27 protein-coding genes are annotated in these 24,401 nt (G+C 44.4%); 15 read left to right on the forward strand and 12 right to left on the reverse strand.

Going from position 1 to position 24,401, the window contains the following annotated elements; all coding sequences use genetic code 11:
* Positions 1-75 precede the first annotated feature (75 nt).
* Positions 76-456 (forward strand): PilZ domain-containing protein, encoded by a 381-nt coding sequence (locus MHI15_RS23765; protein WP_076126099.1) that lies wholly within the window; start codon positions 76-78, stop codon positions 454-456.
* Positions 457-570: 114 nt separating this feature from the next.
* Here MHI15_RS23765 and MHI15_RS23770 read toward each other — a convergent pair whose 3' ends face one another.
* The 5 genes from MHI15_RS23770 to MHI15_RS23790 are packed head-to-tail and all read right to left on the reverse strand — an operon-like array spanning position 571 to position 4,080.
* Complete coding sequence (locus MHI15_RS23770) at positions 571-1,299, reverse strand: hypothetical protein (protein WP_076189942.1); 729 nt, start codon at positions 1,297-1,299, stop codon at positions 571-573.
* Entirely contained in the window at positions 1,293-1,994 is a 702-nt protein-coding gene (locus MHI15_RS23775) for an ABC transporter ATP-binding protein (protein ID WP_076126093.1), read from the reverse strand. The genes MHI15_RS23770 and MHI15_RS23775 overlap by 7 nt, the downstream gene beginning before the upstream one ends.
* 13 nt (positions 1,995-2,007) lie before the next feature.
* Positions 2,008-2,382 (reverse strand): GntR family transcriptional regulator, encoded by a 375-nt coding sequence (locus MHI15_RS23780; RefSeq protein ID WP_076101764.1) that lies wholly within the window; start codon positions 2,380-2,382, stop codon positions 2,008-2,010.
* A 2-nt stretch (positions 2,383-2,384) separates the two neighbouring features.
* Positions 2,385-3,131, reverse strand: a complete 747-nt coding sequence (locus MHI15_RS23785) for an ABC transporter permease (protein ID WP_076126091.1) — start codon at positions 3,129-3,131, stop codon at positions 2,385-2,387.
* Positions 3,124-4,080 (reverse strand): ABC transporter ATP-binding protein, encoded by a 957-nt coding sequence (locus MHI15_RS23790; protein WP_341164956.1) that lies wholly within the window; start codon positions 4,078-4,080, stop codon positions 3,124-3,126. Before MHI15_RS23790 ends, MHI15_RS23785 begins: the two co-directional genes overlap by 8 nt.
* Before the next feature lie 195 nt (positions 4,081-4,275).
* Here MHI15_RS23790 and MHI15_RS23795 point away from each other — a divergent pair, with 195 nt between their 5' ends.
* From MHI15_RS23795 to MHI15_RS23805, 3 genes are all read left to right on the forward strand, one after another.
* Positions 4,276-4,647, forward strand: coding sequence for a hypothetical protein (locus tag MHI15_RS23795; protein ID WP_076126089.1), 372 nt, complete (start codon positions 4,276-4,278; stop codon positions 4,645-4,647).
* Positions 4,648-4,798: 151 nt separating this feature from the next.
* Positions 4,799-5,170: a hypothetical protein gene (locus MHI15_RS23800; protein WP_076126088.1), complete on the forward strand. Its 372-nt coding sequence runs from the start codon at positions 4,799-4,801 to the stop codon at positions 5,168-5,170.
* 101 nt (positions 5,171-5,271) lie between these two features.
* Positions 5,272-6,108 carry a sulfurtransferase gene (locus MHI15_RS23805; protein WP_341164957.1) on the forward strand — a complete coding sequence of 279 codons (837 nt, stop codon included), beginning with the start codon at positions 5,272-5,274 and terminating at the stop codon, positions 6,106-6,108.
* 209 nt (positions 6,109-6,317) lie between these two features.
* Here the strand turns inward: MHI15_RS23805 and MHI15_RS23810 are convergent, their stop codons facing one another.
* Entirely contained in the window at positions 6,318-7,010 is a 693-nt protein-coding gene (locus MHI15_RS23810; protein WP_076126085.1) for a Crp/Fnr family transcriptional regulator, read from the reverse strand.
* A 171-nt stretch (positions 7,011-7,181) separates the two neighbouring features.
* Between MHI15_RS23810 and MHI15_RS23815 the strand changes: the two genes are divergently transcribed.
* The 6 genes from MHI15_RS23815 (at position 7,182) to MHI15_RS23840 (ending at position 11,250) form a co-directional block, all read left to right on the forward strand.
* Complete coding sequence (locus MHI15_RS23815; protein WP_341164958.1) at positions 7,182-7,520, forward strand: cupin domain-containing protein; 339 nt, start codon at positions 7,182-7,184, stop codon at positions 7,518-7,520.
* 16 nt (positions 7,521-7,536) lie between these two features.
* The gene (locus MHI15_RS23820; RefSeq protein WP_076189939.1) at positions 7,537-7,884 is read left to right on the forward strand and encodes a cupin domain-containing protein; all 348 of its coding nucleotides are present in this window, start codon (positions 7,537-7,539) and stop codon (positions 7,882-7,884) included.
* Between the two features lie 13 nt (positions 7,885-7,897).
* Positions 7,898-8,653 (forward strand): class I SAM-dependent methyltransferase, encoded by a 756-nt coding sequence (locus MHI15_RS23825; protein ID WP_076126079.1) that lies wholly within the window; start codon positions 7,898-7,900, stop codon positions 8,651-8,653.
* 125 nt (positions 8,654-8,778) lie between these two features.
* Positions 8,779-9,798 (forward strand): ABC transporter substrate-binding protein, encoded by a 1,020-nt coding sequence (locus MHI15_RS23830; RefSeq protein ID WP_076189937.1) that lies wholly within the window; start codon positions 8,779-8,781, stop codon positions 9,796-9,798.
* On the forward strand, positions 9,770-10,531 hold the full coding sequence (locus tag MHI15_RS23835) for an ABC transporter permease (RefSeq protein WP_341164959.1): 762 nt from the start codon (positions 9,770-9,772) through the stop codon (positions 10,529-10,531). Before MHI15_RS23830 ends, MHI15_RS23835 begins: the two co-directional genes overlap by 29 nt.
* Positions 10,532-10,542: 11 nt before the next feature.
* Complete coding sequence (locus tag MHI15_RS23840; RefSeq protein WP_248548146.1) at positions 10,543-11,250, forward strand: ABC transporter ATP-binding protein; 708 nt, start codon at positions 10,543-10,545, stop codon at positions 11,248-11,250.
* A 116-nt stretch (positions 11,251-11,366) separates the two neighbouring features.
* Here MHI15_RS23840 and MHI15_RS23845 read toward each other — a convergent pair whose 3' ends face one another.
* Positions 11,367-11,834 (reverse strand): hypothetical protein, encoded by a 468-nt coding sequence (locus MHI15_RS23845; RefSeq protein ID WP_340394158.1) that lies wholly within the window; start codon positions 11,832-11,834, stop codon positions 11,367-11,369.
* Between the two features lie 84 nt (positions 11,835-11,918).
* Between MHI15_RS23845 and MHI15_RS23850 the strand changes: the two genes are divergently transcribed.
* Positions 11,919-12,299: a hypothetical protein gene (locus tag MHI15_RS23850; RefSeq protein ID WP_312147788.1), complete on the forward strand. Its 381-nt coding sequence runs from the start codon at positions 11,919-11,921 to the stop codon at positions 12,297-12,299.
* On the opposite strand, the gene MHI15_RS23855 is transcribed toward MHI15_RS23850, so the two are convergent.
* The 3 genes from MHI15_RS23855 to MHI15_RS23865 all read right to left on the reverse strand — a co-directional run bounded on the left by MHI15_RS23855 (position 12,300) and on the right by MHI15_RS23865 (position 15,225).
* Positions 12,300-12,758, reverse strand: coding sequence for a hypothetical protein (locus MHI15_RS23855; RefSeq protein ID WP_076126068.1), 459 nt, complete (start codon positions 12,756-12,758; stop codon positions 12,300-12,302).
* Positions 12,759-12,871: 113 nt separating this feature from the next.
* Positions 12,872-13,057 carry a hypothetical protein gene (locus MHI15_RS23860; protein WP_312147790.1) on the reverse strand — a complete coding sequence of 62 codons (186 nt, stop codon included), beginning with the start codon at positions 13,055-13,057 and terminating at the stop codon, positions 12,872-12,874.
* A gap of 212 nt (positions 13,058-13,269) precedes the next feature.
* Positions 13,270-15,225 carry an AraC family transcriptional regulator gene (locus tag MHI15_RS23865; RefSeq protein WP_341164960.1) on the reverse strand — a complete coding sequence of 652 codons (1,956 nt, stop codon included), beginning with the start codon at positions 15,223-15,225 and terminating at the stop codon, positions 13,270-13,272.
* A gap of 374 nt (positions 15,226-15,599) precedes the next feature.
* Here MHI15_RS23865 and MHI15_RS23870 point away from each other — a divergent pair, with 374 nt between their 5' ends.
* Positions 15,600-17,663, forward strand: a complete 2,064-nt coding sequence (locus MHI15_RS23870; protein ID WP_076280766.1) for a methyl-accepting chemotaxis protein — start codon at positions 15,600-15,602, stop codon at positions 17,661-17,663.
* A 165-nt stretch (positions 17,664-17,828) separates the two neighbouring features.
* Here the strand turns inward: MHI15_RS23870 and MHI15_RS23875 are convergent, their stop codons facing one another.
* Positions 17,829-20,048 carry a M56 family metallopeptidase gene (locus MHI15_RS23875; protein WP_341164961.1) on the reverse strand — a complete coding sequence of 740 codons (2,220 nt, stop codon included), beginning with the start codon at positions 20,046-20,048 and terminating at the stop codon, positions 17,829-17,831.
* A 5-nt stretch (positions 20,049-20,053) separates the two neighbouring features.
* Positions 20,054-20,431, reverse strand: coding sequence for a BlaI/MecI/CopY family transcriptional regulator (locus MHI15_RS23880; protein WP_076126059.1), 378 nt, complete (start codon positions 20,429-20,431; stop codon positions 20,054-20,056).
* 203 nt (positions 20,432-20,634) lie between these two features.
* Between MHI15_RS23880 and MHI15_RS23885 the strand changes: the two genes are divergently transcribed.
* The 3 genes from MHI15_RS23885 to MHI15_RS23895 all read left to right on the forward strand — a co-directional run bounded on the left by MHI15_RS23885 (position 20,635) and on the right by MHI15_RS23895 (position 24,374).
* Complete coding sequence (locus MHI15_RS23885) at positions 20,635-22,125, forward strand: 4-hydroxyphenylacetate 3-hydroxylase family protein (RefSeq protein ID WP_076280768.1); 1,491 nt, start codon at positions 20,635-20,637, stop codon at positions 22,123-22,125.
* 214 nt (positions 22,126-22,339) lie between these two features.
* The gene (locus MHI15_RS23890; protein WP_076135640.1) at positions 22,340-22,999 is read left to right on the forward strand and encodes a response regulator transcription factor; all 660 of its coding nucleotides are present in this window, start codon (positions 22,340-22,342) and stop codon (positions 22,997-22,999) included.
* Between the two features lies 1 nt (position 23,000).
* Positions 23,001-24,374, forward strand: a complete 1,374-nt coding sequence (locus MHI15_RS23895; protein ID WP_340394156.1) for a sensor histidine kinase — start codon at positions 23,001-23,003, stop codon at positions 24,372-24,374.
* Positions 24,375-24,401 lie beyond the last annotated feature (27 nt).

Raw genomic sequence — 24,401 nt, forward strand, 5'->3', positions numbered from 1 at the left:
AAAATAGCACTTTAGTAGATTGTTCTCAACATTCCCTTTCGATATAATAGCAAATAAACAATGGGGAGGAAAATTATGGATGTGTCCAGCAGGAAAGAACCATTCCGTTATGTTATGAACCATCCGCTTGAATGCTGGATTGAAGTTCCGCTTAACAATTCCGGTCCAGGTGCTGGAAAGTTAACAGAGGCTGTATTACTCGATCTTAGCCGTTCGGGTTGTAAGGTACGTACTCCTTTGAATCTTCGATTCACTGCAAGAGATACTAGGCTTATTATTCATCTTCAATTAAATGAAGAGAAGCTTCAGCTCTTATGCAGCGTCCGGTGGGGTTGGATGTTTGGGCTTGGCCAATATCAATATGGAGTTAAATTCCGCTTGGACGAAAATGAGGAAGAACGCCTAATAAGAGAGCTTGAAACATGGACCGCCACCCTTCGGGTTGAAGGTCTGTAGAACTTACCCTAACAGATGCCCTTCACTTAGAAGGACGTCTTTTTTTTGCACAAAAACGAAGACAAAGCTAAATCGCCCTGCCTCCGTTCTAAAAACTATTCCGCCAAGTTGTGGCTAGATGTCCACTCTTTTATTAACGAGCTTGATGATGACCGCTATAAGAAGAACTGCTATCACCGCTTCAAACAGAAGAGGAGCTAGATTCAAATGACCCTGTATAAGCTGTATCCCATTTGCGGTATCCATCTCATCTATGACCTCGAACTGGAATACACTTTCCCAAGCAGTGAAGTTACTTTTGAAAATAAAATACTCCAAATAGAATATTCCATTCTGTAACAAATACGCAGTGGCCAGCCCAATCCATACTCGCCCCTTAAATTTCACACTTCGTGCAACCGTAATGGAGACCATCAAGGTAAGCATGATATAACCGGCAAACCAATACGCCTGCAAGAGAACTAACAATCCCACTTTCCAGAAATTCTCCGGAAGAAATGAGGAGGGATACATTGAAAGATACACACCAAAATGGATCAAAGCTATTAAAATAATACCCAGCATTAGAGCTAAATAGAGCACTAACGGAGAAAGGACTGTGTTCAAAGTTCTTACGGGCACTAGGCGACGATTATAGGAATTTATATTGTTAAAAAAGGTTTTTGCTGCCATGACAAGAAAGATCAGTCCTGCAATAACATAAGCTATTCCGTTCAAAGTAAACCGTTCATAGTCATGCAGTTTGGTAAATCCTAACCCAATCTGTGCCAGAATTATGATTACAAAAACTGCAAGAAACTTATCCCTATCCCGTCTAAAATCATACTTCACTAGCTTTAGCATTCTGCGTACACCTCTCTGAACAGTTCGTCAATACTTTTGCCATGGCGTAGCCGAATATCCTCCACCGCAGTATGCATCAGAATTTCTCCTTCTTTTATAAAAATCACATCATCAAAGATCCGCTCAATATCCGATACTAAATGGGTTGATAAGAGAATGGTACTGTCCTCTTCATAAAACTCTACTAACGCGTTAAGAATTTTTGTTCTAGCTACCGGATCTACACCTCCAATGGGTTCATCCAGCAAATAAAGGCTAGCTCGGCGTGATAGGGCAAGTGTAAGCTGTAAACGTTCGTTCATCCCTTTGGACAGGTCCTTTACCTTATCTTGCGCTCTTAGTTTCATAAACTCCAACATTCGCGAGGCTTTAGTCTGATCAAAATCCGGATAGAAGTCAGTTTGGAATTTCAGAGCATCAGAAACACTCATCCAGGATTCTGTAAGCGGCTTATCAGGCATAAACGACACCACCGCTTTACTTTCTGTTCCTACAGAACCCCCAATGACGGATACACGACCAGAGGTAGGTTGTGTCAGTCCAGCGATGATTTTCATAAGTGTACTTTTGCCGCTGCCGTTACTGCCCAGCAGTCCTGTGATCTTACCCGCACTCAGATTAAAAGATACCTTGTGGAGGGCATGCTTGGATCTATATTTTTTTGTAACTTCATGAACCTCAAGTATATTCCCCAACTTGTTTATCCCCCTATTCTTTATCCTTGTTACGGATATTCTCCGCAACCGCCGCTAAAATATCTTCGCCTTGAAAGCCAAGATCCTGCATACCACGAATGAAACGATCTAGCACATCTTTGGCCATTTCTTTTTTGATGGTCAGGATAGTACCTTCATTACTTGTGACGTATCTTCCCATTCCACGCCGGGTTTCCACGATTTCTTCACGCTCCAGTTCCTGAAAAGTTCTTTGCACCGTATTCGGATTAATCTGCAGTTCACTGGCAAGTTCTCGTACTGAGAGTATTTTATCTCCCGGTTTCAGCTTGCCTGTGACGATTTCACCTTTGATGTAATTCATGATCTGTATATAAATCGGCAGGTTGTTATCGAATTCGATTGTCATGATTAAGCAACATCCCTTCGTCTAAAGACGGAGAAACCTACGAGAAGAAAGACAGCTGTGTATAAGACAAGCATCACGATAGAAAAGGTCAGTGTCATTCCAGGCATAGGTGCTCCTCCACCTTCATAAGCAGATAAATTTAAGTTTGGAAACAGAACATATTTGTAAAAATCACGAGAAATAATCAATTTGTCTATCATTAACGCAAACATAGTAGCCCCTATCGTTACTCCCGTTGAAGTGGTCAATATCCCCAGCATAAAAGCAAGTGTTCCATACACAACCGTACTAACGAGATTATACAATAGGTTTGTAAGCATCTCACTCATACCCGCTTCTCCACCACTTAGTCCAAACCACAAAGCTCCTGTTCCAAAAACGGCTATACCTCCGATGACAGTCAAAGTCAAAGCATACAACAGTACAACCACATATTTGGATGCGAGGATTGCTGTACGGCTTCTGGCGCGGATAAGCAGGAACTTGATGGTTCCTTGACTATACTCTTTTGAGACAATACCTGCTGTTCCGATAATCGCAAGAATTGTAATCACTTGCCCAATCCCTTGGGAAAGCAGCATCATTGCTGAAAAATCATAAGCTGATTCAAACAGGCCAGGTGAGACAGAATGAACTATATAACCTAACAGCAGGGATAATAGAATTAATATCAGATATGGCATAAAAAATGTACGTTTTTTTGAGAGCTTGAGCCATTCATTCACAATCAGATTATTAAAGTTACGCAATGCGGTTTCCTCCTGTCCATTTCAAGAAATCTTCCTCAAGACTTTGTTTATTCTCCGTAATCCGAAAAATCCCCACACCTTCATCACTAAAAGTAGATACAAGCTCCGGTACTCTGCTATCAAGCAGACTTACTGTCACTTCAGATCGCGCGCTATCCATAGAGATCAATTCTGCATAATCCAAGCGCTCCAAGATATTTATAGCGGATTCGATTGATCCTACACGGATGGTGAGCTTCACTTGTGCGGTTGCTTCCTGCTCCTCACCAATCGCAGTTACGGTCACCAGCTTACCATTCTGGATCACAATAGCCCGATGGCATATTTGTTCAATTTCAGTAAGTAAATGGCTGGAAATCAGAATAGAAATGCCTTCCACTTCGGCGATGGTACGCATATAATCACGCATTTCCCGTATTCCGGCCGGATCAAGTCCGTTCGTAGGCTCATCTAAAATCAATAACTTCGGCCGATTGAGAAGCGCCTGAGCAATCCCAAGACGTTGGCGCATCCCCAGCGAATAAGCCTTTACTTTTTTATTCATCGCTTCTTGAAGTCCTACCAGTTCTACAACCTCATCTATTCTGCCAGCCTCAATGTTATCCGTCATTCTTTGATACTGCTTCAAATTATCAAGTCCAGTCATATAGGGATAAAACTCTGGATTTTCAATTATCGCACCGATATGGCCAATCGCCTGCTTAAAATCCTTTTTCACACTGTGGCCTTGGATAATCACATCGCCTTCGCTCATCCGTATTAAACCCGTCATCATTCGAATCGTTGTGGTCTTTCCTGCACCGTTTGGACCTAACAATCCAACAATTTCACCCTTACGGATATCAAATGTCAGCTTATCCACAATTGGTCTTCTTTTGATGATCTTACTTACCTCATTCATTTGCAGAACGATTGAATCTTGCATTTCTACACCACTCCCCTGTTTCATGCTAATCCTCCCTGCCAACTAATGTATTGTTCATTTTTTATATTGTGTCAGTGTCATAGTTAAATAGTACACTAATATATTGTTGGAGTAAAGCCCAAAATAATAAATTCATGCAAATAAGGGCTTTCTATTAGACTATCAGCCAAGCCAAAAAGTTATATGAACATAGATTAGATAACAAAGGAGGAATTACAAATGAAAAAAGAAGTTCACATTTCTCAGACTTTCCCTCGCTTGACCGTGTACGATGAAGAAAACTTCAATGGACGCCGTAGAGTATATACTGGCAACCTGGGTATTCGTAATACGGACAACATCCTCGATGGTATTGAGAGCCTTCGGTTCTTCTCTACTAGCAGCAATGCTACACTGGTACTCTTCACAAGAACCCGGTTTAGAGGAAATTTCCGTGTTCTTCGCGGGAACCGCAACATTAGGGATCTGGATGATTTCATTTCAGGTAATGACGTGGAATCCATTATTTCTACTAACCAACGCTTAACCCTCGAACAAATCCGTAATATCCGCAGCAGCGGTAACTTGCCTTCGGGATATCGTTTGATCTAGGAATTGCTTACAACAACAAAAAGGAGTAATCCGGAGCCTAGCGCCCAGGTCACTCCTTTTTCCAGTCGAAACTACCGCATTCATTTATGGTAAATCTGGCGGCGAGTTGTCGAAAACGACAGTTCGTCAATCGAACTTGGAGGGATTAACCATGATTACAAAAAAAGTAACATCTGTAATATATCCTAGGCTAAGAGTGTTTAGTGAGGAGAACTTTCGGGGGCTTCGCAGAACTCTTCGCGGCAACCTGGGCATTGCAGATATAGATTCAGTCCTTACAGGAATAGAAAGCTTGCGCTTCTTCTCCACAAATCCGAACGCTACGCTTGTGTTATTCGATCGTTCTGCCTTCCGCGATAATTTCGTCATTTTGCGTGGTAACCGCAGCATCCGCGAACTGGACGACTTTCTGCGAAGAGGAGATGTCGAATCGCTCATTTCAAGCAATCAACGGCTGACCCCGGCGCAGGTTCGCACCATTCAACGTACCGGCAGCTTGCCATCAGGATATCGTTTGATCTAATTCAATGAGGACGCAGTTTAAGCCATAAGCTTAAGGTGCGCCCTCTTTTATTTTCCGCTATAATGACTCCATACATATTAAACAGGAAAGAAGGCTACTTTATGGAACCGATCGTTTCTACTCGATGGCTGCTTGCTCGGTTATACGAGCCTGAACTTGTTATAGTCGATTGCCGTTTTTTACTTACTGACCCGGAAGCTGGACGTAAAGCCTATACAGAAGATCATATTCCCGGAGCAGTTTATCTACATCTGGAAGAACAGCTCTCCGCTCCAGTAAGCGCACACGGTGGACGCCACCCACTGCCTGAGATCTCGAAGCTAACCACCGTTCTTAGCAAGGTTGGCATTAACAGAGATAGCATTGTCGTTGCTTATGATGATCAAGGCGGTGCCTACGCTTCCCGTCTGTGGTGGATGCTTAAATATTTGGGGCATGAACGTGTGTTTGTAATGGATGAAGGCTACTCTGTTTGGAAAAATGGTAAGTTTCCCGTCAGTGATCATCAAGCCGTGAGAATTCCTAGCCAGTATGAAGCAGATGTTCAGAAGAAGATGCTTGTTAGCATGGAAGATGTGCAAAATGTAGTTAACGACGGTGGTGCACTATTGATGGATTCCCGCGAGTCCCGCCGCTATGAAGGACTTGAAGAACCCATTGATCCGAAGGCAGGTCATATTCCCGGAGCGATCAATAAGTTCTGGAAGGATGTACTGGATGAGCAAGGGCGCTGGAAATCAACTGAGGTGCTGAAAGAGCATTATGAAGGAATTGATCCTGAGCAAGAAATTATCGTGTACTGTGGTTCAGGCGTAAGTGCCTGCCCAAATGTGCTCGCGCTAGGCAAAACCGGGTACAAGAATGTGAAGCTGTATGCAGGAAGCTGGAGTGATTGGATTTCATATGAGGAGAATCCGGTGGCTACTGGAGGAGAGTAAAATACAAGAGCCCGCGTTCGACGCGGGCTCTTGTATTTATGAGTAACTACGATAGATAGCTAAAATCAACAAATCAAAACTCAAGTCAACAGTTAGCTAACTTTAACTACCTCTTTTATGCTGTTTAGATCGGTCAAATCCTTTCCCAATGCGCTTTCTAGCTGATTATTCCCTCTGTTTACTCCTTTACTATGTTTGGAGAAATTATTCTAAAAATCGCTGATCCGCAGCTGATTCTCCGCGTCCAACAGCTCGAATTGATTTCGATTAAACCGGATCAGCCCGTCCTGTGCCATTCGCTGCAGCTCTCTGGACAAGGCGCTGCGGTCAACAGTCAAATAATCAGCCAGGTCGCTGCGGGTAAACGGAATTTCAAAACAGGCGGAATTGTTTTTTTTGGTCTGGAGGGCCAAATAATGCAGGATACGGTCCCGCAGCGATTTGTGGGAGACCAGATCCAGCTTTTGATAGATAGACCGGTTGTTCTCAAGCAGCAGGGCCAACATATTCTCAATGATCCGTCCCCTTAAATGGCAAGTGTCCTGGCCGGGCCGGACGATTTTATTTATTTTGATAAACAGAATCCGGCATTCCGATCCCGCCACCGCTTCATAGCCGCTGTGCTCTTGGACAAGGCGAAGCGCCGTTTCGCCAAAGATTTCTCCATCCCCGAGTTCCGAGAAAATAAATCTCATGCCTGAGATATTATCTTTGCATAACAAAACATTTCCATGGATAATAATGCCCACCGAATCCAGAATATCGTCTTTTCTAAAAACAACCTCCTTCCGCGCAAAATCCTTGATTGTGCCCTGCAGACAGCTCAGTGCTTGCTGCACCTCCCGGTCCGCGAATCCCTTAAACAAAGTGGTGCTCTGTATCCTGCTCAGATATTTCTGCAATTTTCTCAGCCTCCTGTTGCCATGGCAACAGAGTCATGATGAATACTCTGCTACAATAAAATAAATGAGAATAATTCTCATTAGTCATTCTCATTATATCAAATTGCAGGAATCATTCAATCAAGCAATTTGGAAATAATCAAAACACTGTACTTTGAATAGGGGGATCGTATGAGTGGAATTACAGCAGGCAAGGTATTTTTCTTAACAGATATGATCAGCGTCAAGCCGCACCGGATTGCGAGCCGAACGCTGTCATTACCCGTAGCTGCAGCCGAAACAGCAGCACAACCGGAATGGGTATTGTATGCCATGGATCAGGAGGAGACTATCAGTTCGGAGACCTCCCCCAAATCTAAAATCATCCATGTGCTGGAAGGCGAGCTTCATCTGCTGGTGGCGGCAGAGCCCTATCAATTGACAGCCGGCGCATCTGTTATCGTCCCAGCGAGCACATGGCATGATTATTCCGCCCACAGCAGCTGCAAATTTTTGCAAATCAGTATATAAAACGGAGGTATTCAAAATGGAAACAGGTTTATTTATTAAAAAACTGCCGCAATCCGCAGTCATAGATTTGAAAGAAATCATCACAATAGAGGAACAGCAGGTTTCCAGTCTGACCCTTGTACAGCGGCCAAATCTGGCAATGACCTTACTTTCGCTGGATAAAGGCTCGTCGATTGGGGGCCATTCTTCCCCGGGCGATGCCATGGTCAACATATTGTCCGGGCAAGCGGAAATTACAATTGGAGAAGATAACTACACAGTTCATGCGGGGGAGACCCTAGTTATGCCGGCCAATATTCCGCATGCCCTATACGCAACAGAGGCGTTTCAGATGCTTCTGGTTGTAGTCAAGCCGGATAAGTAATGGGGTGAATGCGATGAAAAAAGAAGTAGGCCATAATTTTTTGGCGCGGTTGGGAAAAAAACGTTTGCGGCCCGGCGGCGTTGCAGCAACCAACTGGCTGATCCAGCAAGCCAATCTGAGTACGGACAGCCAGGTTTTGGAGGTAGCCTGCAATATGTGCACCACCTCCATTCAACTGGCCGGGAAATACCACTGTCAAATTACCGGCATTGATATGGACCCGCGGGCGCTGGAAAAAGCAAACCGAAATATTAAAAATGCCAATCTGGAAAACTATATCCATGTCCGGCAAGGCAATGCGATGAAGCTCCCTTTTGAGAATGAGAGCTTTGACGTTGTCATTAATGAAGCCATGCTCACGATGCTTAACCAGCCTGCGAAGGAAAAGGCAGTCGCCGAATACTATCGGGTACTAAAGCCTGGCGGCATTCTGCTAACACATGATATTACCTTTGCCAAGGAAAATATGGAAGAACATCTAGCCGAGCTTCGCCGCACCATTCACATCAATGTCGAGCCGCTGTCTGTTGGGCATTGGGCGGGATTGTTCCACTCCGCAGGCTTTAAGCAAGTAGACAATGCTACCGGTCCCATGTCCTTAATGAGTATCAATGGACTCATTCGCGATGAAGGGGTTATCGGGGCGCTGCGTATTGTGAAAAACGGGCTCAAGAAAGAGAACCGGGAACAGTTCAAAAAGATGTATACCTTTTTTAATACGACGGGTAAAGATCTGAATTATATTGCCGTTTGCAGCAGCAAAAAATAGTTGGGCGCAGGCCTATCATGTCTTATGATAGGTTTTTATTTTCACTGTAATTGAGAATAATTATCAATAGAATTCATCAACATTACCATCTAGCTGTCAAAATAACCGCTTGAAAGGAACTCACGATGAAAGCTAAATCTGTTTATGCCTTGTGCCTCAGTTTACTGTTAAGTTTATTTTTTATGTTAAGTGCCTGTTCGCAACAAAAAAATGAAAATTCGCCCAAATCCGCCGCTCCCTCCGCTGGCCCGGCAGAAACACTGAATATCACGGTCGGCGGCCCTCCTTCTCCGCCTTCTCTGCCTATTCTGAGGCTAATTGAATCCAAGGCATTGGGAGAATCGGTCAACATCGAGTTCAAAACCTGGGAGTCCATCGACACGCTGACCGCGCTGGCTAAGGACAATCAAGTAAGCTTCTTAGCTCTGCCGCTGAACAATGCCGTCGTGATGTATAACAAGGGAATGGATCTTTCCTTGATGAATGTGAATACCTGGTCAGTGATGAGCATGATTACAACAGATCCGTCCATCCAGAGCTGGGCGGATCTTAAAGGAAAAACGCTGTATGTGCCTATGAAATCCTCGCCTGTCGATTATATTACGCAGACCTTTTTGAAGCATAACGGACTGGAGCCAGGGAAAGACATCACATTGCATTACACCCAGCTGGCTGAGGGAGCTCAGCTGTTGTTATCCGGCAAGGCCTCCACAATTGTGAGCATTCAGCCGCAAATTACCGCGATACAAATGAAAAATGATCAGGTGCGCTCGATCGTGGATTACAAAAAGGAATGGCAGCAGGTTACCAAATTAAACACCGATCTGCCCAACGCCGGACTCGCAACCAAGCAGTCAGTAATTGCCAGCCAGCCGGAACTGGTCGCCCGCTTCCAGGAAGAATATCAAAAAGCGCTGCAATGGACGCTGGACAACCCCAAAGAGGCGGCTCAGTTGGCCAACAAGTATTTCAAGCTGGATGCCGGTGTGGTTGAGAAAGCGATTCCGCATATGGCGCTGGATTTCGCCTCCGCTTCCGAGAGCAAGGAGGTTCTGTCAACGTATTACCAGACGCTGATGAATTACAGCAAGGACAGCATTGGAGGCAAGCTTCCCGATGAACAGTTCTATTATCAGCCTAAGTAAAAAAGCCATATCCCTGTTGGGCATTGCCTTGCTGTGGCAGCTTGTAGCTATGCAGATGGACCCTTTTGTCCTGCCTGGCCCGCTGGAGACGATGCGCACGGTCCTGAGCTATTTCGGTGATCCGGAATTTTATTATGCAGTTTATCGCACGCTGCTCAAGCTGCTGATCGGCATGGTCTGCGTTCTGCTGCTGGGCGGCTGTCTGGGGCTGCTGCTTGGACTTTATCCGCGTTGGATGCCTTATCTGGAACCTGTCATCGATATAATGCAATCCGTGCCGCCGATCGCCTGGCTGGGCATCGCGATCATTTGGTTTGGGCTTACGGATCTGCCTGCAATTTTTATTATCGTGTTGTCCACTACACCGGTTTTGGTGGTCAATCTGTACGAGGGATTTGCGGCGATCGATGGCAAATTGATGCGGATGGCCAAGGTCTATCATGTGCCCGGTAATAAGATTCTCCGGCATATCATATTGCCTTCGCTCAAAAGTTATCTGAAATCAGGCATGATCACCTCAGCGGGACTGGGCTGGAAGCTGGCCGTAATGGCGGAGCTGTTGACCTCCGTCGACGGGATCGGCAGCCTGCTGTCCGATGCCAGAACAAATCTGGAGACCGATCGCGTGTTTGCCCTGGCATTGTTTATGGCTATTTTCTGGAATGTGATCAAATCTTGCATTACATTTCTGTTCCGCAGCAGGGTAAGCCTGCCGACGCATTTGAATAAATAAGGGTGGGGCTTATGCTTATTACACTACAAGAAGTTTCCAAGCACTATTCGGGAGTTCCTGTCCTGGAAAAAATCAGTTTTGAAATCCAGATGCCGAAAATCATTTGCATTCTAGGCCCTTCAGGTGCGGGAAAGACAACGTTGCTGAATATCCTGTCACAGTCCGAAAACGCCGATTCTGGCAGGGTCACTGTGCATCCAGAGCTGAAGCTGTCCTATGTCTTTCAAGAGAATTGTTTGCTGCCGTGGTCTACAGTTGGTGAGAACATCAGCTTTGTTAAGGAGGCTTCTCCGACCTCTGCGTCGGAAATCGAAGCATTTTTGGAAGAGGTCGGGCTTGCTGCCTACAAGAATCATTATCCTCATCAGCTGTCAGGAGGCATGCGGCAGCGCTGCTCCATTGCCCGCGCTTTTTATCACGGCGGAAATATGCTGCTGATGGACGAGCCTTTTCACTCCCTGGACTATCATCTGCGGTTTGATTTAGTTCAGAAATTAATCGCATTGTGGGAGCGCAAGAAATGTGCCATCGTTTTTGTGACACATGATATTGATGAAGCCCTGCTGTTGGGGGATGAAATTATGATCTTGTCCCGACATCCGGGCAGGATTGTAAAAATTATTGAAATTGATACTCCACAGCGCAGCCGTTCGCTGAAAGAGCTGAGCCTGCTGAAGATTCGCGCCGAAATTTTGGAGCAGCTGCTGACGGCACAGTAATTGCCTGAATGATGCAGAGCATTTCAAAAACAGGTATATAGAAAACGCGAGTCTGGGCGGCATTGCCCTGAACTCGCGTTTTTGTGCTAAGTGATTCGGTTATGTATTTCTAGCGCCTATTTTGCCGGGTATCGTTTCAACTGCTGCTCAAACACGGTATTATAGTAAAATTTTCGCGGATAGGTATCCTCCTTCAACAACTTGTAAAGCACGGATTGACCTTCTTCATAACGGACCGCAAATTCACATTCATCATAAAAACGCCGGGACAGCTCACGGATATTGTCTTTCTCGGACGAACAGCGCCATCCGAAATAAATCATGTCTAGCTGGTCCAGCGGATCACGGTAAGTGTCGAGGACAATACAAGCGTTTGGTTGCTCTGGATTGCTGTAAACGAGCACATGTCCGGTGTGAACAGGGTTGGCAAAAAAATGTTCATAAATCTCAGCAACGGGTACTGTAATACCCAATTGATCCATGATGATCTGAAAATTCGGGTGCGGAATATAGGTATCACTCTGCTCATCCGGGTACTCCACCAATTCTGTAATGGATGCCATGACCCCAAATTCATACTTCATATAAACATCCTTCCTGTTGATTGCTTGAAAAATATCCCTATGCTTGCTATGATAACAAAATTATTAGGATGAGAGGCGATTTTCATGAAAAAAAAGCTGCGTTCTATCACGCTCAGGGAACTGGAATACAGCTATATATTGGGCATGAGAATCCATGACGAACGGAGTCTGCTTGAATTAAAGATTTATCATAAAAATGTAAAGCTCCACCCCCTCCGCATCCAACTCCTAACATGGGATGATCCTATTGCCGGTTGTCCGCTAAATACAGGCTATCTGCTGCAAAACCATAAAAAGGGTTTTGAAGATGTCTATAATCTAAATCATCCACAGCGTATCCGCGAATGGATCGAATATGGAACGGCTAAAGGCTGGGACGGCACCCGGACAATAGAGATCATAGATGGATTGGATGCTATGCAGGAAATGGGCTATGATATTACTTCATTGCGCACCTCTATATAATCAGTCGAAAACCTGTTCCAGTGCTTGCGGATAATAAGGGCTGATAATTTTATAGGCATTCAAGTGAGGATTGCTTAAATCATTATCATAAATGATCATATGCTGTCTGCTTTTTAAAATAATATCAAATCGTTGCTTGCAGTCAGCCTGAACTATCGTAATATAATAGCTGAAGTTTTTGTCAGAACTGACATTTCGGGCCGATTTCATTAATTGAACATGAGAGAAATCAGCAAAAATCCGCTCAATAACAGCAGGATCAGTAATAATGATGTCTTTCTTTTCACCGGGAACTGAAGACAATCGCGAGATTTCTAGAGAGGCGATTTCTTCCAAACGGATGGTATTGGCTACGATTCGTTTAAACGAAGTATAGCGGCTTGCTGTATAGGCCATCAAAGAGACACCTACCCCTGTCAGAAGCGCACCGACAAGCATATATTTTCTATTTTTATCCATTTCCCCATTCCTCCCAGTAATACGATTAAGTAAACTACAATTATAAAACTATATAGACACCGGTGCAAATTCAGAAACATAAAGTTCAAACGGTACAAAAGGGCGGTGAGCTCCTAATCCTCAAGCTCGTCCAGCTTCGCTTCCAATTCAGCCAGCTTACGATTCGCTTGATCCAATATTTCTTGAAGCTTTGCAGCTTCTGCTCGTTTTATTTCTTTTTTAACGGCCTTAATCTGCTGCTCCAAATAAAGAATATCGGCTTCATTTCCTGAGTTGTTCCAGATCTGTGAGTAAGTCATAGTTAGCCTCCGTTTATCTATGTCGACGATTCAATCATAACCCGCATTCCACTTCTTCAGATTAATCGATGCTACTCTTGGAGTCTAGCTAATCAACAAAAAACAATGACCGATTACTATTCTATATTCAGCACTCTTTACTTTATAAACAAAATAAAGAAGCAGCGAGTTCCTCCTCTGCTTCTTTGTTGCGGATTAACCTGAGATCTCATTTATTTAGCCAGCAGTTTAGGGAACTCATCCAGCAGCATGCTGCTGGTCAACATATCGTCATAATTCCATTTAGTCTCCACAAAAGTAACTTTTCCGCTCTTTACAGCAGGGAGCGAGCTCCACAACGCAGTTTTCATTAACTCATTAAAGGAATTTTCCGCATCAGCATTGGCCGGATAGATGACAAACAAATGGTCACCAATAAGCATCTTATGTATTAGCTCAGGGGAGACCTCAATATAGGGTGCACCTTCTGCCGGCTCGATTTCCTTCACTGCCTCGGACATTTTGTAGCCCTGCGGCTGATACAGCAGTGCAGGAATACCACCAGTTTTCATCAAATACATTGTCTTGTTCCAATAATAAATCAGCACTACCGCTGTTTCTCCTTCGGCAAGTTTGCCTTCCTGACGCAATCCGCTCCACATATTCTCGGCCTTGCGATTATATTCGGACAACAGTTGCTCTGCTTCAGCCCTTTTACCCACTATCTCACCAATGACAGGCAGACGCTCAGACAAGGGTTTACTCTGGTCAAATACAACAGTAGGTGATATTTTGGACACTTCTTCATATTGTTTGTCCATCACATAACCCAGCATTGTCAAATCCGGTTCCAGATCCAAAACAAGTTCCAGATTTGTAGGAAATCCAATATCCTGTGCCGGGGTTGTCTCCTTATCCAAATAGACTGATTCTTCAATAAACCGGCGGTCGACACCGACCGGCTGAATCCCGAGTGCCAGCAGGTCTCCGATCGAATTACCTTGCAGCACAATCCGCTGTGGACGCTCTGGAATATCAACCTCATGCCCCTGACTGTCTTTATATACTCTTGTAGATTTTGAATTGGTGGCTGAGTCCGGTGGACTTGTCTCTGTTTGCACAGAGGATACCGGACTAGGGCCAGCATTCACAGAATTAACAGGACTGTTCCCTGAAGAACAAGCACTAAGCATTAAAACCAGACATAACAGCATCGCTGCTCCCATTGACATTTTTGTATTTCTAACCATCGGTAAATCCCCTTTTCTTCTATATTGATAATGATTATCATGATCATTAACAATATAACTTGGCTCAGCCCATCCTGCATTAGACAATCTTAGCCTGATTTTAGGACGATCTGATCCTTTGGCAGAGCCTAGGGCCAATGACTTAAAATTACCCGGAGTCACACCGGTTGTTTTCTTGAAAATACGGATGAAATAGGATAGGTCCGTGTACCCCACTCCGGCGGCAACCTCCTGCAATGATGCATCGGTATTTAGCAGCAGTTCCTGCGCCTTATCTATTCGCGTCCGAATAAGAAAATCAATCAGACTGGTACCCGTCTTGCTTTTAAACTGCTTCGCCACATAGGCCACACTATAATTAAGCTGCTCTGCAATAGAGGATAAGGTAATAGGCTGACTGTAATATTCTCGTATGTATCGAACTGCTTGCTCCACCAGATCCGGCTTGACGGGATAGACTCCATATGCCTGTCTCTGCCGCTCAACTTCGTAGACAAATTGATAAAGCATTGCTTTGATCTGAATCCGTTCAAGTGAACTTGAGTCCAGCCATTTCCAGTGCATCTCCTTTACTTGTGACAGCAAAGCCACTGGAGCATTCGGAGCAAATTCATATTGTTTTTGAAAAGGACTGTTTCTTTCAAAAAGTCTACGTACACCTGATCCGGACGTTAGCGAAAGTGAGGCTTTATAGAAAATAAAATAAAACTCCATTTCCTCCCTGACCCAATCAATATCCAGTTGCCCTCCTTTTCCGCTGTGTAGGATATGAAAACGTTCTGCAGCATGTTTATTTCCATTGAGCCGAAAAACCACGTTGCCGCGAACCATATATAAAAAACCTGCAGCCGGGAACCTATAGGAGTTCAGCTTGTCTCCTGCCTTAAACAACATATGGCGAATATCAATCAGCCGGATATGTGCATAATCCCAGAGCATCAAATTATCATCAGCGTTTAAAATCTTTACTCGCCTCCTTCCTATCGGAAGTATAATTGATAATCATTATCAACCGCAAGAGCTGGAAGCAATCTACAAACAAGAAGTCTGATAAAGGCAGTTAAGCATCACCTAAAAAAACAACAGTTCGCCTTGAATCAGTAGATGCAATGTGCCAAGCTACAGGCTAATTGTTAAGATCTCCCTCTCCCCCCACCATCTTGAAATCCCGCACCAGTCAAGGATTTATTCTGTGCATCATCCATTTTAATTTAATTTTTTCATTCTCAAAATTACTATTTCGAAAATCTCACTATCTTCCGATATGTTCTTATGAGCTATTTGCTCAGAGACAACTTGGGGGAGATGGTAGCATGTTACAACAACTAAAAAAAAGGCGGTTTGGTTCATCAAGCATAGCAAATACTTTGTCCATTGTACTTTTAGTTATTATTGTTGTCGTCTTCTCAATCTTGGGAACCTTTATGTTTTCCAGCACTCGCAGCATACTTGTGAAACAACAAGAATCTATGCTTCAGACCAAAACACAGGCACTTGTCAGTCAATTTGATGCACTATTTAAGGAAAAGGGTTCACTGGTCAAGCAAATGTCAACGAATAACTTATTCAAACAATACATCGAAACCACCGAAGCTCCTGAAATGGCCAAGACTTCTCCGCATGCCGCTGAAGTAGCAAAGACACTAGCTGACATAGTAAAGGTGGAACCCACTTTTGCAGATGCATGGATTGCGAGTACTGCCGGCAAAGGTTTTTATATCCTCAACAATGGTACGACATCAGATGCTGCTTTTAACATTAAAGAACGGCCGTATTATAAGCCAGCAGTCGAAGCAGACGGCCTGTACTACTCCGATCCTTATATTGACATCACTACAGGTGATATGCTGATGGGTATTTTCTATCCGATAAAAAATGACAACAATACATTAATCGGTTTTGTCGCGGTTGATATAGCGTCTAAAAATATCCCTGAGATAATGGAAAGCTATAAGCTAGGCAGCACAGGTTATTCCATTCTCGCCTCCAAAACAGGTGATATTCTGTATCACCCAGACCAGTCTAAGGTCACAAAGGAAAAGATTAATGAGCTGCCAGGTGATCTTGGGGGAATCGGCAAGAAAATGATCGCTGGTGAATCCGGCGTACATCTGATTAATGACAACGGAGAACGCCGTTACATCGGCTATGCTACAAGTAAAGATACCGGCTGGTCCGTAGGTTTAACTATTTCAGAGCGGGAAGTGCTCTCCGAATTAAAAAAGTTCACCTGGATTACGATTGGCGGGTTTGTTGCAGCGGCGATTCTGCTCGTTCTATTTTCGTATATCACGCTCCGTTATCTGCTCAGATCTATACCGAAGCTGCTTACCAAAATCAAACGGGTGGAAAATGGGGATTTGACGGTTCAATTTGATGCCTATTCCAACAACGAAATTGGACAAATCTCCAACGGAATATTCAACATGGTCCAGAAAATTCAAGGGATGCTCCAAATAGTGGGTACCTCCGCTCAGGTATTAAACCAGTCCTCAAAGGATCTGCAATCTATTTCTTCCCGTACAGCTATAACGATGAACGATACAGCCACAGCCATTAATGAGATTGCGAATGCAACCAACTATCAGTCGATCGAAACGGATACGATTTTGCAAAAAACCGGATCATTATCTGGTCAAATTGACGAAATCGCTAATGATGCCATAGCCATAGAGACGATGGTGCAGGCTTCTGCCGACCAGAGCGAACTGGGGTTGGGTGTGTTGGATCAGTTATCAAAATGGGCAGAAGAAAATCATAACTCCACTCATTCGATATCGTCTGCCATCCATGATATTGATCAAAGCCGTCATGAAATTTCGAGCATCGTGGACACGGTACATCAAATCGCTACGCAAACCAATCTGCTGGCACTAAATGCTTCCATAGAAGCAGCACGTGCGGGAGAACAGGGACGCGGATTTGCCGTTGTTGCCGGAGAGGTTCGCAAGTTGGCGGAGCAGACTGCACAGGCTACACAGGAGATTGGCAGAAAGGTTCATGAAATCGAAGAGAAAACTAGAGCATCTGTGGAATACACAGCCCAAGGACTTGAAATTGCCGAAGAAAATGCAAAATCCGTGCAGGCTACGAAACAGGTATTCTTTAGCATCAACAGCGATTTGGAGGCTTTAAGATTACGTATGATTCAAATCAGCAGCAACACCTCCAAAGTCCATAAACACAAAGATGAAATCCTACAGGCACTCGAAATCATTTCTTCAACTACAGAAGAGAATTCCGCTTCAACCGAAGAAGTTAGCGCAAGTACGCAGGAACAATTGGACAGCATTGAACAGGTTGCCGAACTGTCCCTGCAGCTCAATCAGTTGTCCAAAAAGCTTCAGGACGAATTAAACCAGTTCCAGGTCGAATAGTCCTTTAGTCATCCGTAATTTGCACAGTCGTAAGACTGTCCTCCCTTCTAGAAAAATTAAGCAGCCAGTGCATGCCGATAATCTATCGGCGCGTACTGGCTGCTTTTAGTTTCAATTCGCTAGTAATGGTCTCTTCAATAATACGGTACAGACCTTGAAACTTAACTATTGATACGGGTCAGGAATTTCCTCCCACTGACCAGTAAAGACATCTACTTTAATCGTGAATTCCCTGCTTCCTTGCCTAACATCACTGAACAAATAACCATCCCCGATAAAGCCTGAAATCAAGTCCGTATCTGTTGGCTTGAAACCCTCTGTATCAAAGATTGGTTGGAGTAACTTATACAGTTCCTTCTGGTATTCTGTACCGTTAGAGATGTTCCACAGATCTATCGCTTCTCGGTTTACAAGACTTCTCAGTGGACTGCCAGAAGTTACGTCATGAACCGTTCCGGTAAGCGGATTTATTTTATAGCTATTGCCTTCCCCTACGCCATTCAGTGGATCTATATCCACCCTATACTGATCTCCGTCTTTGCTAAAGGTCCAACCACTTGCCGGAAGCTGTTTTTCCATCATGGACTTGATATCCTGTTCACTGAGTGGTAGAGATATAAACGATCCATAGTACATCTGTGCGCTCTCAAGGGTCAGATTCTTCCCGTAAACGGCAATAACGTCGAGCGGAAACTCAGACATAGACGCCGCACCGGACATATGGGCTACAATTTGGTCATCTATCAGTTCGTATGAAACTATAGAGCCAAATCCGACCTTCTCTCCCCAAGCTCCCTCCGTGTAATCATACACTTTGGTCAAATGCTTTCCGTCCAGTTCAGCAGATACATAAGTGTGGTTATTTCGATGTGTAATGGATGATTTCAGCTTCTGATTCAACGTTTCGATCGGATCTTCGACCACAAGCTCTTCCAAGCTAGCAGGCTGGAGCACATGAATCTCACTCATAGAAAGTCCAGTACCCGTGCCGGTCGTAATGCGTATGAAAATTTCTTTCGTTCCATCTCCGTTCACATCTGCTTCTTCAATCAATGGAGGCCGAGTTTTATCTTCTCCTGCATTCCACAAGAACGTACGGCTTACTTCACCACGCACATCTACCGTGACTTTATGCAAAAGTGTATTCTCCCCAGTGGGATTAGCAAATACCGTGATTCCGTTTTTTTCCGCCAAAAGAGTGCCTTTAACCCCGGAAGCCGTGGTATTTTTATCCTGCACTTCTGCCTGAAAAGTAGCAGGAGCGCTCATTGCCGGAGCTGATGCAGAATTCAGCTTTGCTCCTGTAAGGGTACAGCCACTTAAGATCATAATTACAGCGAGGCCCAGCATTGAGCTTTTTGCCGTAAATTTTTTGTGCCTGGTGATCATAATAATCCTTCTTTCCATTTCCTTTTTACTGCTTGAAATGCCAGCTGTACCTGCCAACCGGATCGGATCGGGTAAGGTTTCTAACAATTTAAGAAGTGTCAAGGCATAACTTCTGTGGCAAGCTGGTTCAAGATGCTTCAAGGCCAGAGCATCACAGGCAACCTCTTGATCCTCTTTCATTTGGCGTACGGCATACCACAACAGAGGATTAAACCAATGCATGGCCAGCAGCAGACCTGTCAGCAGATTTAGCGAAATGTCATGGCGCTTCACATGTGCCAGCTCATGAAGGAATATATGACGGAGTCCGTTCGTCTCCAGAGTGTGTAAAGTAGAGGTGGGCAGCAGCAACTTGGGCCGCATAACGCCAAGTAGTGTCGGTACGGCAATCTGCTTCGTCCCGATCAGCTTGACTGGGCGACGCACCTGCATCTCCTGCTTACAGGATACGAACAACCGTTGGATTTGTGAGGAATGGATCTCCGTTTCCTGTCGAACCCGTGCGGTAAATCGCAGTTGCGCTCGAACCGACATGCCCAGCACCACCGCCGCTCCGCCAAACCACACCAAAACCAGTACATGTATCGGCTGCCATCCTGAATCGGTTTGCGGATTGACTTGTGCCATAACATCCGATGTCGATTCTCCCGGCAAAGGTCCAGTTTTTGCAATTCCAGTAACTGACGGCGGTTCCTTTTCCCCTCCGGTCAACTCTGGGACATAAGTAAAGCCAACTTCCGATTGCGCTGACGGAATAAAGGAACTCTGCGCCGTTTCTTTCTCCAGCGGCAACAGATTAAAAATACTAAATGTGCTTTCAGGTGCCCAAGGTATAGCCAGCCTCACGATCAATGGTATCCACAGAAGATACGTCCAGGTAGGTTTCAGACGATCCTTGAACAGAAAGCGGGTCAATAAGATCAGCAGAGCCAGCACGCTCGCCATGGCAGACAGCGACAATACCTTGACGAACAGATTGTATGCAGCTTCCAGCAAGCGGCTCAGTCCTTTCGTTCATCCAAAATTCTCTTCAGTTCTTCAATATCTTCCCGGGACAACTTTTCATCCTGCAAAAAATTGACCAACATCGGGCGCAGAGTTCCACCGTAGATCCGCTTCAGAAAGGATCTTGTCTCCGATTGGACACATTCCTCTTCCCGCACCAGCGGATAATAGGAATACACCCTACCTGTCTGGTTATAACCAATAGCCCGTTTCTCTGTCAGACGCTTAATCAACGTCCGTACCGTCTTTGGGTTCCAGTCCCTGCTGCCTTCTAGTGCTTCAACAATCTCACCTGCAGTGCGTGGGGCACTTGCCCACAGCACCTTCATCACTTCCCACTCGGCATCCGAGATCTTTGGAGTTTCCGTAGACATCATTCTATCCGCCTTTCTTTCCTCTGTATGACTACACTTGTAATCCAATATCCAAAATATACAAGTCAGCATCGTTTATGTCAACCCTAAACTCCCAGCTCACCACGGTTTATGGACAATGTACACGGAGATTCATGATTACGTACATTAATAGCAATAATACGGCTTTATTAGTCAAAGATGACTTCAAAGAGGTGGAACCTATGCCTATAAAAACAGGTAATCAATACATCGAACGAATCGACCGGCAAAAGATCAATATCTGGTACAAAGGAACACGTGTTGAAGGTCCTTTATCCAAACACCCTGCCTTTCAAGGTCTCTTACAAACACAAGCCGAAATGTATAACATGCAGTGTGATGAACGTTATTTGGCGCAGATGACCTATCCTTCACCTGATACTGGAGATCCGGTTGGTTTATCTTTTCTTCCACCCAAAAATGCTGAAGATTTAGAACGCCGGAGAAAAATGATTGAACTCTGGTCCAACAGACATCACGGATTTTTAGGACGTTCCCCCGATTATATGAATACGGCCATCATGTCTCTGTTCACAGCTGCTGATATCCTTGAGGATCATAATCCGAAATATGCTGAGAACCTCAGAAAATACTATGCCTACTGTCGAGATCATGATATTACCTTATCCCATGCTTTCATCCAGCCTCAAGCCAGCAAAATATCCGGCCAGATTGATGCTACAGAGGATTCTATCGCTGCAAAAGTCGTAGAAATCAATGATCAAGGGATGTTTGTTACCGGTGCTTTTATGATGGCAACACAGGGAGCTACATGCGATGAAATGCTTGTATTCCCAACTCCCTCACCCTCACTTGTGGATGATGATAATCCCTTTGCGTTTGCCTTTGCGGTGCCTAATGATCTGCCTGGGATGACTTTTTTTTGCCGTGAAAGCTACGCTGCCTCATCCACCTACGACCATCCGTTAAGTTCAAGATATGAAGAAATGGATACCCTTGTTATCTTTGACCGCGTACTGATCCCTCATGATCGTATATTTTATTATGGCGATGAGAGGTACTGTTCCCGATTATTCGGCGAGAGTAACTTTCATACGCATATGGCCCACCAAATTATCACCCGCTATATTGCAAAGACCGAGTTTTTTCTTGGTATGCTAGAGTCTTTGGCGGAAGAACAAAATGCTGTCCTTGAGGCCTACACGATTTTGCCTATTTCCAGAATATTAACCTATTTAGAAACTTTCAAAGCCTTAAGACTTGCAGCGGAAATAGGGGCTTCGCTCGACAAATTTGGATATCTCGTTCCAGATAAAGGTCCACTGTTGGCTTCAACCATTCACTTTTCAGAGTTTTATCCAGAGATGGTTGAAATGGTTCAAAACCTCAGTTCAAGCGGGCTCATCATGATCCCCTCTGAAGCCGACTTTACATCAAGCGCTGGTTCGTATCTTTATGAGTATTTGAAGGGAAATGTCTCGGATGCGTGGTATCGAAATGCCTTATTCCGGCTGGCTTGGGAACTAGGAGCGGGTGCATTCGGAGGTCGTCAAACCCAGTTTGAGCGGTTATTTTTCGGCAACTCCCAAACAGTGGCCTGGCGTATGTACAACAGCTATGATAATCACGAATATTTTCGTCAAATCGTTCACGAATTTATTGCCCCTGATGCCCACTTGTCTAAGTCAACAACAGATGGAATTTCCAATTAATCAAGAGTTGCGAAGGTTTATAATGATGTTTTTCAGGATTGATTAAGAGACTGCTTCCGCTCTCTTTTTCAGTCCTTTTTGAGCTTTATCAACAAACCAAATTAGGAAGAACTAGATGCTTTTCCATACCTGCACTGGACAATTCTGTAATAAGTTGTTTATAGTTTATTAGCATTAGGAAGTGATTTGCTAGCTTAGGAGGGAACAATGAACTATGGGCCATATCATAGTCGTAGAAGATGAACGTGCAATCAGTGACTTAATTACTATGAATCTAAAATTAGTCGGACATACCTATAGCAAGGCTTATCGCGGGCTGGAGGTTATTGAACTGCTGGAACGTGAAAAGGCTGATTTAATTCTGCTCGATATAATGCTGCCCGAACTGGACGGTTTTGAGATCATGCAGCGGATTGCTCACTTACAAATTCCGGTGATTCTGATCACCGCAAAAGATTCACTGGCTGATCGCATCAAAGGCTTTGAGCTGGGCGCCGATGATTATATCATTAAACCTTTTGAAATCCTTGAATTGTTGGCAAGAATCAATGTGGTGTTACGCAGGAGCGAAAAAGGCATTTCCAATTTTCTCTGTGAAAACGTTGAGGTACGTTATCTTGAGAGGCTTGTGATGGTGGATCAGATACCCGTAGATTTAACCGCTAGGGAATTTGAGCTGCTTGAGGTCCTTATCCGCAACAGAAATATTGCTTTATCAAGGGAAAAGTTGCTGGAATTAGCCTGGGGCTATGATTTTGAAGGAGATACCCGTACCGTAGATGTTCACATCAGACAGCTGCGCAAAAAACTAGGCTGGGAAGAACGAATTAAAACCGTATTTAAGCTTGGTTACCGCTTGGAAGTTCAGGTCTAGTATGAGATTCTGGCATAAAATTCTGCTGTCAGTCCTCGCTTTCTTCATCGTCGCCCTAGATGTGAGTGTAATCATGATTATGAAAAAAAGCTGGCAGCTGAACATGGACAGCGAAATGCAGCGTGCTTCAAGCGAACAGCTATTAATTGCAAACAACATTTATGAAAATCTTGAATCGATTCAGACCCGTGGGGCCACACTTACCTCTACTTTAATCTCAAGTGTGGCTCAATCCTATGGTGAATTTTATCATAAGCAGGGAATCGGACTACAGCTCTGGGAGAATGACCAGCTGGTTTATCCGAATGTCGGAGTCCCATCAGTCTCAACACCGGAGTCACATTCTATTCAACTCTCTACTGAGCTCCCTGCTCCCTATCAAGCTTTGTCGATCGTTTATCAACGTGATATCAGTGACCTGTATGCTAAGCAGCATGAGCTGAACCGTTTTTTTGTAATGATTAACTGGATTATCGGTCCAATTCTGCTCCTATTACTCTACTTGCTGATCCGGCAGTTGACCAAACCACTTAAACAGCTTTCAAAAACTACAAAAACGATCGCTGAAGGCAAATATACCGAGCGCGTGCAGTTGCGCAGTAAAGATGAATTTGGTGAGTTGGCCCTGAACTTTAACCGAATGGCAAACGCAGTGGAGCAGCACGTGATCGAACTGTCTAATATGGCCGATGAAAAGCAGAGAATGGTCGATAACCTCGCCCACGAACTGCGCACACCTTTAACCAGTATGCAGGGATTTGCTGAATTTCTGACTTCCGCGAATATAGGCCAGGAAGAACAGCAAATGGCTGGTCAATATATCCTTAGTGAAACCTTACGCCTGAAGAATTTAGCCTTCAAACTGCTGGATTTGTCCGTCCTACGGCATCATCCTCTGACTCTGAAACAAGTAGACATATCAGATTTGTTCAAATCGGTTAAACAGATTGAGCAGCTTAAATTGGACGAAGCAGGCATCAAACTAGAAATGGATTATTCCATCCCTGCGGTTTGGGGTGATCATGATCTGCTAACTTCCTTCTTGGTTAACCTTGTCGAAAATTCCATTCATGCCTCTCCGCAAGGGAGCACCATCCGCTTGCTTGCCTATGTATTACAAAATGAAGCCATATTGGAAGTATGTGATTCAGGATTTGGGATGACACCGGAACAGAGCGCGCGTGTTTTTGAACCCTTTTATCGAGGTGAAAAATCGCGCACACGCGAATACGGAGGTGCGGGTCTTGGTTTATCTTTATGCAAGCAAATCGCAGATGCGCATCAAACTAGAATTTCACTGAATTCTACTTTAGGTCAAGGAACAAGTATCCGCATCTTTTTACAACTCCATAACATCTGTTCACCTACTCTATAACATCTATAGTTTAAGGTTAGGAAGATT

The sequence above is a fragment of the Paenibacillus sp. FSL H7-0918 genome, assembly GCF_038007025.1.
Lineage (GTDB): Bacteria > Bacillota > Bacilli > Paenibacillales > Paenibacillaceae > Paenibacillus_AQ > Paenibacillus_AQ odorifer.

Bases quoted from the DNA above. Each gene is read 5' to 3' on its own strand.
- MHI15_RS23765 (WP_076126099.1), top strand. From the start codon at position 76: ATGGATGTGTCCAGCAGGAAAGAACCATTCCGTTATGTTATGAACCAT.
- MHI15_RS23770 (WP_076189942.1), bottom strand. From the start codon at position 1,299: ATGCTAAAGCTAGTGAAGTATGATTTTAGACGGGATAGGGATAAGTTT.
- MHI15_RS23780 (WP_076101764.1), bottom strand. From the start codon at position 2,382: ATGACAATCGAATTCGATAACAACCTGCCGATTTATATACAGATCATG.
- MHI15_RS23790 (WP_341164956.1), bottom strand. From the start codon at position 4,080: ATGAAACAGGGGAGTGGTGTAGAAATGCAAGATTCAATCGTTCTGCAA.
- MHI15_RS23795 (WP_076126089.1), top strand. From the start codon at position 4,276: ATGAAAAAAGAAGTTCACATTTCTCAGACTTTCCCTCGCTTGACCGTG.
- MHI15_RS23800 (WP_076126088.1), top strand. From the start codon at position 4,799: ATGATTACAAAAAAAGTAACATCTGTAATATATCCTAGGCTAAGAGTG.
- MHI15_RS23805 (WP_341164957.1), top strand. From the start codon at position 5,272: ATGGAACCGATCGTTTCTACTCGATGGCTGCTTGCTCGGTTATACGAG.
- MHI15_RS23815 (WP_341164958.1), top strand. From the start codon at position 7,182: ATGAGTGGAATTACAGCAGGCAAGGTATTTTTCTTAACAGATATGATC.
- MHI15_RS23820 (WP_076189939.1), top strand. From the start codon at position 7,537: ATGGAAACAGGTTTATTTATTAAAAAACTGCCGCAATCCGCAGTCATA.
- MHI15_RS23825 (WP_076126079.1), top strand. From the start codon at position 7,898: ATGAAAAAAGAAGTAGGCCATAATTTTTTGGCGCGGTTGGGAAAAAAA.
- MHI15_RS23830 (WP_076189937.1), top strand. From the start codon at position 8,779: ATGAAAGCTAAATCTGTTTATGCCTTGTGCCTCAGTTTACTGTTAAGT.
- MHI15_RS23835 (WP_341164959.1), top strand. From the start codon at position 9,770: ATGAACAGTTCTATTATCAGCCTAAGTAAAAAAGCCATATCCCTGTTG.
- MHI15_RS23840 (WP_248548146.1), top strand. From the start codon at position 10,543: ATGCTTATTACACTACAAGAAGTTTCCAAGCACTATTCGGGAGTTCCT.
- MHI15_RS23845 (WP_340394158.1), bottom strand. From the start codon at position 11,834: ATGAAGTATGAATTTGGGGTCATGGCATCCATTACAGAATTGGTGGAG.
- MHI15_RS23850 (WP_312147788.1), top strand. From the start codon at position 11,919: ATGAAAAAAAAGCTGCGTTCTATCACGCTCAGGGAACTGGAATACAGC.
- MHI15_RS23855 (WP_076126068.1), bottom strand. From the start codon at position 12,758: ATGGATAAAAATAGAAAATATATGCTTGTCGGTGCGCTTCTGACAGGG.
- MHI15_RS23860 (WP_312147790.1), bottom strand. From the start codon at position 13,057: ATGACTTACTCACAGATCTGGAACAACTCAGGAAATGAAGCCGATATT.
- MHI15_RS23865 (WP_341164960.1), bottom strand. From the start codon at position 15,225: ATGCTCTGGGATTATGCACATATCCGGCTGATTGATATTCGCCATATG.
- MHI15_RS23870 (WP_076280766.1), top strand. From the start codon at position 15,600: ATGTTACAACAACTAAAAAAAAGGCGGTTTGGTTCATCAAGCATAGCA.
- MHI15_RS23880 (WP_076126059.1), bottom strand. From the start codon at position 20,431: ATGTCTACGGAAACTCCAAAGATCTCGGATGCCGAGTGGGAAGTGATG.
- MHI15_RS23885 (WP_076280768.1), top strand. From the start codon at position 20,635: ATGCCTATAAAAACAGGTAATCAATACATCGAACGAATCGACCGGCAA.
- MHI15_RS23890 (WP_076135640.1), top strand. From the start codon at position 22,340: ATGGGCCATATCATAGTCGTAGAAGATGAACGTGCAATCAGTGACTTA.
- MHI15_RS23895 (WP_340394156.1), top strand. From the start codon at position 23,001: ATGAGATTCTGGCATAAAATTCTGCTGTCAGTCCTCGCTTTCTTCATC.